Source organism: Aeromicrobium sp. PFPM2_SD2, from assembly GCF_057364525.1.
The window spans coordinates 1-556 of the sequence record NZ_JBNFNZ010000810.1; the positions used below are offsets into that span (position 1 = coordinate 1).

General features: G+C 77.2%; 1 protein-coding gene. It reads right to left on the reverse strand.

The genetic code is table 11. The annotated features are described in order from the left end of the window. Positions 1-556 (reverse strand): precorrin-6A/cobalt-precorrin-6A reductase (locus AC2W7G_RS18250; protein ID WP_485869680.1); only part of this gene is annotated, 556 nt, incomplete at both ends.

The window sequence follows — 556 nt, forward strand, 5'->3', positions numbered from 1 at the left end:
CGACGACGCTGACGCCCGCCGGGCGCACCCGTCCGGCGCACGACCACGACGGGGACGCCGAGCTCGGCGGCGACGCGAGCTTGGCCTCGGTGTGCTCCCCGCCGGAGTCCTTCGTCACCAGGACGTCCGTCCCCGCCATCGCGGCGCGCTCGTGCTCGTGCGTGTAGGGACCGCGGCTCTGCACGAGCGTCCACGCGGCGGGCAGGTCGATCTCCGGCGGGTCGACGACGCGCACGACGCACGCGTGGTCGCGCAGCGGCTCGACGAAGCGCGCCAGCGACTGACGGCCGACCGTCAGGAACGACCGCTCCCCCAGCGTCGCGGCCACCCGGGCCGCCTCGTCGTGGTCGTCCACCCAGTGCCACGTCGCGGCGTCCGGGCGCACCGACCAGCCCGGACGCTCCAGCCGCAGCAGCGGGACGCCGGCCCGCGGGCAGGCGGCGGCGGCGTTGGCGCTGATCCGCTCGGCGAACGGGTGGGTGGCGTCGACGACGACGTCCACCCGCTCCTCGCGCAGGTGGGACGCCAGGCCGTCCACGCCGCCGAAGCCGCCGAC